Below are 5,309 nucleotides of genomic sequence, written 5' to 3'. Positions count from 1 at the left end.
TGAACCACCATTATACAAGACTTGGGGAGGTACTTCCTTTTTTACGTCTTGAACCCATTGGGGGCCAAGGGCTGAGATTTATGAAATTGATTCAATTAGGTTCGTGGAAAACTATATTTCAAACAAGGGGCTATTGAATATGGATTTAAACGTACTGATCAGTTCGATTATCACTGCAACAGCAGCACTGGTTGCTATCATCGGCGGTTTTTTGGTAAGTAGGGTGATATCCCTTTCCAGTGAACGTTCCACAATTGAACGGAGACTGCGGGAAATTAATAATAATATTTCGGTAAAAGAGGAGATGTACGACAGGACCAACATTACACTTCTTGAAGAGGATGCGGATGATTTCATCACAGAGCACCATAAAGATCTTGTCTTCACTGATAAATCAATAGAGCAGTTGATTAATGAGAGCGACTATAATGGATTCACAAATGAGGAATTGGATCCCTTCATTAAACAGTTTAACTCTATAAAAAATGAAGTAAGAACAATCATTCAAAAACATGAGAGCGATGTCATCCCAGCAAATATTAACGATATTATTAATGGAAAAGCCGATTTAATTTATCCTGATAAGAAATCCTGGTACGAACTTGTATATGATGCTATATACAAAAATCTAGAGAAGGAAAGACCAGCAAACAAATGGGGAGCCTTTCCCACATTGCCTTCATTTGACTTGCCTTCTTTTAAATCAGCTGGAGAGATTCAACGGTATAATAATATGGTAAAAGAACGCGATGAGCTAGATGATGACCTCCGGGCTCTTAGAGTACAAGAGAAAGAACAGCAAAAAATACTAAATGATTACGGAACACCTCGTGGCATGTGGGGCGGGTTAGGTGTACTCGTTTATGCCTGTATAGTTGGAATCGCGTATCCAAGCACATTCCTTCCTTATCCTATAGATTTTTATGATGATGTAGAGACCAAATGGTTTTTACTTATCTTGTTCTTCAGCGAACTGATCGTCCTGTTCGCCTATCTTGCATTTAGTTTGCACCGGCTAACAAGCAACCAGAAATAAAATGGCCTTATCAAGCTCAAAAGGTGACAATTCATATAAAAGTATTTTATTTATAATTGGGTATCGCAGAAGCAAAAAGGAAATGAAAAATGGTCATTCGTAAACAATTGACAAATACTTTCCTCCCAAGGACTAGGCGATTTTTAGATCTATCTCAGAGTACCATTTTTTGTGTTATTGTAACATTGAATTATTGTAGTATTGAGTTAATGTGTTATTGGGATATTGTGACATTGTGTTAATGAATAGGTGAGAAATATGAAAATAGGTAACGAGAAGGTAGGGAAACAAAGAGGTTATTCAATCATTGCAAACCCTCCCTTTGTGTAATGTGGAGGAAGTCATAGACGTTTATTCTTTGTAAACGATACATATAAAAAGAGAAGGGGGACGCCCTTCTCTCGTATTGCTTCTCTTATTCTTCGAGACTGACAGAGAACGTTCTTCTCCACCTCTTATAAAGGTTCATTCTCCAACCGTTCCATCCCCGTCGCTATCTCTCATGTATTCATACAACCAGTGGTCGCTGGTGATCGGCATAGAGAAACCAGCATCTTTGGCCTCTTGAATGGTCACCTGGCCATTGCCATTCGCATCTACGCTGGAAACATCCCCTTCTTCCGCAGTAGTGGTGGGCTCAGAAGAAGGTGAGGATTCGGAGGAATCATCATCCTCGGTCAACCCAAGAGACTCATTCACGTCATCCGGATTCACGTTATCAAAAGTGTCCACGACTTCATTTCCTTGAATCGTATAAGTATATTGATACTTCGAAGGAGTTTGTGTCTCCGTATCCGGGTACGTAATGATGGCTTCAAAATCCGTCGCACCTCCAGCGTTTCGGATGGCATCTTCCAGGTACGCCTGATCCCCATGCCGATTCAACGTACTTTCCTGAGGCGTAATATTATACGCATTGGATACGCCTCCGAGAGAGTCCGCAATGACATGTCCTTCATCAAGGGTGTCGCTTTCCACGCCGGGGACCTTCGCTTCATCCCAGAAGTATCTCCCGTTCGAAAGCACAGGTTCCGAGGCGTCATCCTGAGGGACGATTTCCTCAGCTACGACTTTGACGAGCTGCCCGTGTTCATTGGTTATATTTAGGTTAGAGGCTTTTACGCTTGGTATTAAAAGAACCACACATATTAGACATATCTAAAATGCGTGGCCTTATTTTGATCTTATCTTCAAGAAACGCCCCCAATTCATGAAGACTTGATTTCAAAGCATTCGTTAATTAATAACATTAAACATTATTTTTTGAAGTCATCTAAAGTATAAAAGGACCTACAAAAATCATTAAAAAACTTATGTGAACAGCTACGAAATAGGTAATCCTCTTAGGAATACTCCACCTCTCCTTTAAGTCGGTCGTAGCCATTATCAAATAAGTAATCACCCCAAAAGCACAAATAAGAATGAACGGGCTTCCCGGGAAATCCAGGTACGCAGGAAGTCGCGAAATTACTTTCTCACTAAACAATTGCTCGTTAAAGTACAAAGCGACTGCTACATAAAGCAAAGCTGGTGTATAGAAGACCCATTCCTTCCCTTTGTCCAAGGCATTATTGGACCCGAACGTCATAATTCCTATAAATCCAAGAGGAACCACATACCATCCTATAGTTACTAATAACGTCAGTAAGCCACTTGCTAGCATTACCATGGTCTTTCCTACTATCCGAAACCCTGTATCTTTACTCAATGATGATTCAGGTAAGTTCTCCAAATCCGTAGATCCGGCAGCAAATAGTTTGTTGGTATCACCCGTAACATCAAGCCAAACTACTACATCATCACTTACCCAGGAAGGGTTTTTAGACAACCAGGGAGTATTGCTTAATCTGGTTACGTCGACTTTTCCTTGTCCATTCAACACCGCTTTATAAACATTGTATTCGACTGCATCCCTGTACTTCGTCTCCGTACTTCCTTTTGCTCTGAATAACAGTTCAGACTTTCCATCCTTTACGTCTAATTCAATGTCTTTGACATTCTGTAAGTCATTTCGACTGAAAGGATCATTAAACGGTACAGGATTAAGTGAGATAGGTGACCCTATTTTTTGCTGCGTAAAATAATAATTATCCTCGGGTAAATAAGTGTGTTTGTCGAGAGGCCCAGCATTGATAAATAAAGATAGTTGATTGTTATCAACCGTAAAAGACAATTCCTCCAAAGTGAGAGAAGGCTCCAGTTCGATAGTTTGCTGATCAATCTCTGTTACGTTCTTTCCATCCCACTTTAATAAACGGTACTCTGTTGCATTTCTTTGTTTATCACTAAGCATTATGTATGTATTGGTTGCCGTTGGTTGGTAAACATCTATTAGAGTTTCTTTCGACACGCTTTCAATTAGTAATCGTTTATCCAAAGAATTTCCCTCTAAATAATAAATCTTGTCATTCCATTGATAGATCATGCCATTTTTAAGAGGTATGAACTCTTGGATATCTGAAATTTTTTCATTGCTTTCTGTCTGGTACATTGCTTCGTTATCCGCATACACTATGTTCTTGTCTCCCGGGTATACTTCTGTCCATTTCGTATAGGGGATATCATAGCTGCTTTGGTCAATCAGTTCTAAGGATTCGTTGTACTTCCCCTCGACTAGCCCATTATCAGTAAAATAGTAAATGTTATAACTACCATTAGAATTAAGGGTCGTTTTAATGTTTGACTGGATGGACGTAGTTGCAAGTTCGACCTCTCGAGTCCACGAATCCGAGGGGACAGCTGTTACATCTTTATAATTGTTTAATACAAGTATAAAGACCCCTATCAGAAGAATTATTGCTGGCATGATCCAATGCATCTTTTTCAAGATTATCGCTCCTTTCAACACCTTTCATTCTCCTTTAAAAACGAAAGAGTTAATATAGGCTTCAGCAAACGCCCCCAATAACGGAAGACTTGAATTCGAGATATTAAAGCATATTTCCAACTAACAAATCACGTTTGTTTAATAAAGCAAAGAGAGATTATTTATTTGCAAAAGGATTGATTACCTTCCATCCCTTTCCTTCAAATAAATTTCTTAGCATCCATAAATGGTCACTTCCAATTATGAGTAGTATGCTGTCATTAGAATTACTTGCTTCAACAATATTTTTGAATACCATCAATTCTCTTTCTGACCATTTGTTTAAAAAGTCAAAACCAATCATTTTTTTATTATTATCAGTTACAGTAACAAAAGATAAGTACATTCTCTCGAGTTCTTTAGTAGCTTTATTGTCATTTAATTTTCTAAACGAATCAACCAATGGAGTGTTAAGGCTAATATCAGGAGCATTTTCGCTAATTACCTTCATTGTATTTAGTAATTCAGGATAAGATCTTTGAATTGTGGCATTAAGTTCCGTCACATCTTCTTGAGATATTCCCCCTGACCAATTCACCGCATATATCTTCTCATGATTTAACTTTTTGGCTAGCCTAAATCCAATTTGTTGAATTTCATCAATTGAATAATCACCATTTGATTCTTTATATTCTATATTAAGTTCTTTGTCTTTTGACATTTCCCATTCTACAGCGACTTTAGTTGGCTGGTATTTAGCTAAATGATCAACTAACTCTATTACTTCTTGTTCTTTTTTCTCTATTAGTTCCTCTTCCTGTCCAAAGTGATAGCTCCCGACAAGAATTATTTCTTTTTTCAAAAACCTCTCCCCCAGTTACCTTATTTGTTCCATTAGACTGCTCCTTTAACAACTATTGCCCCCTTTCCATGAAGGCTCGAAATCAAGATAAGATTACTTGAATAACAAGTAACAACCACCTAAGAATAAAATGATTAAGAGGCTTATAAAAATACTTTTAATAATGAGCCTTTCCTTGGTCTTAGGAATTAGCTCCCTTTCAATATATCTCCAAAACCCAGCGATGAAAAGCAGGCTCAACAATGCGAGAGTGTGCCCCGTAGAGTCACCTAACCATATCAACCTGAAACCAGTGAGAACTAAGAACAAAACCCCTATATAACCAATGGTCAAATAAAAATACATCTGTTTCTTTCCTTCAGACAAAATGTGCCCCCTTAGTTATTTAACATTCAATTCTAAAAAAGTGATGACTCCTATTTTGTTTTCCGTCCTAAATCAATTATTTCAAAATCATGTTAATTACTCAACTCCACCCAGCGACCATTTAGAGATATTATCTCGGACTCAAGTCTTCAACTATCCTGCCCTTTACTTGAAGACTCGGTCTCAAGATAACTGCCCTTAGTTGCAGAAGGATTTATATCTTCGTAAAGTATGCTGAA

The 5,309-nt window shown here is 38.1% G+C and carries 3 protein-coding genes and 1 pseudogene; 1 reads left to right on the top strand and 3 read right to left on the bottom strand.

Features of this window, described 5'->3' with window-relative positions; genetic code table 11:
• Positions 1–139 precede the first annotated feature (139 nt).
• On the top strand, positions 140–1,036 hold the full coding sequence (locus tag BW931_RS13095; protein ID WP_076572906.1) for a hypothetical protein: 897 nt from the start codon (positions 140–142) through the stop codon (positions 1,034–1,036).
• A 465-nt stretch (positions 1,037–1,501) separates the two neighbouring features.
• Here BW931_RS13095 and BW931_RS13090 read toward each other — a convergent pair.
• The 3 genes and pseudogenes from BW931_RS13090 to BW931_RS13080 form a co-directional block, all read right to left on the bottom strand.
• A pseudogene (locus tag BW931_RS13090) lies at positions 1,502–2,134 on the bottom strand (DNA/RNA non-specific endonuclease); the annotation flags it as partial.
• A 175-nt stretch (positions 2,135–2,309) separates the two neighbouring features.
• Complete coding sequence (locus BW931_RS13085) at positions 2,310–3,884, bottom strand: hypothetical protein (protein WP_076572904.1); 1,575 nt, start codon at positions 3,882–3,884, stop codon at positions 2,310–2,312.
• Between the two features lie 136 nt (positions 3,885–4,020).
• Positions 4,021–4,704, bottom strand: a complete 684-nt coding sequence (locus BW931_RS13080) for a DUF5694 domain-containing protein (RefSeq protein WP_076572902.1) — start codon at positions 4,702–4,704, stop codon at positions 4,021–4,023.
• Between the last annotated feature and the right edge of the window lie 605 nt (positions 4,705–5,309).

This window comes from Salimicrobium salexigens (assembly GCF_900156705.1).
GTDB classification, from domain to species: Bacteria; Bacillota; Bacilli; order Bacillales; family Halobacillaceae; genus Salimicrobium; species Salimicrobium album.
Note: the sequence above shows the minus strand (reverse complement) of the source record. Positions and strands in the feature narration are given on the sequence as shown.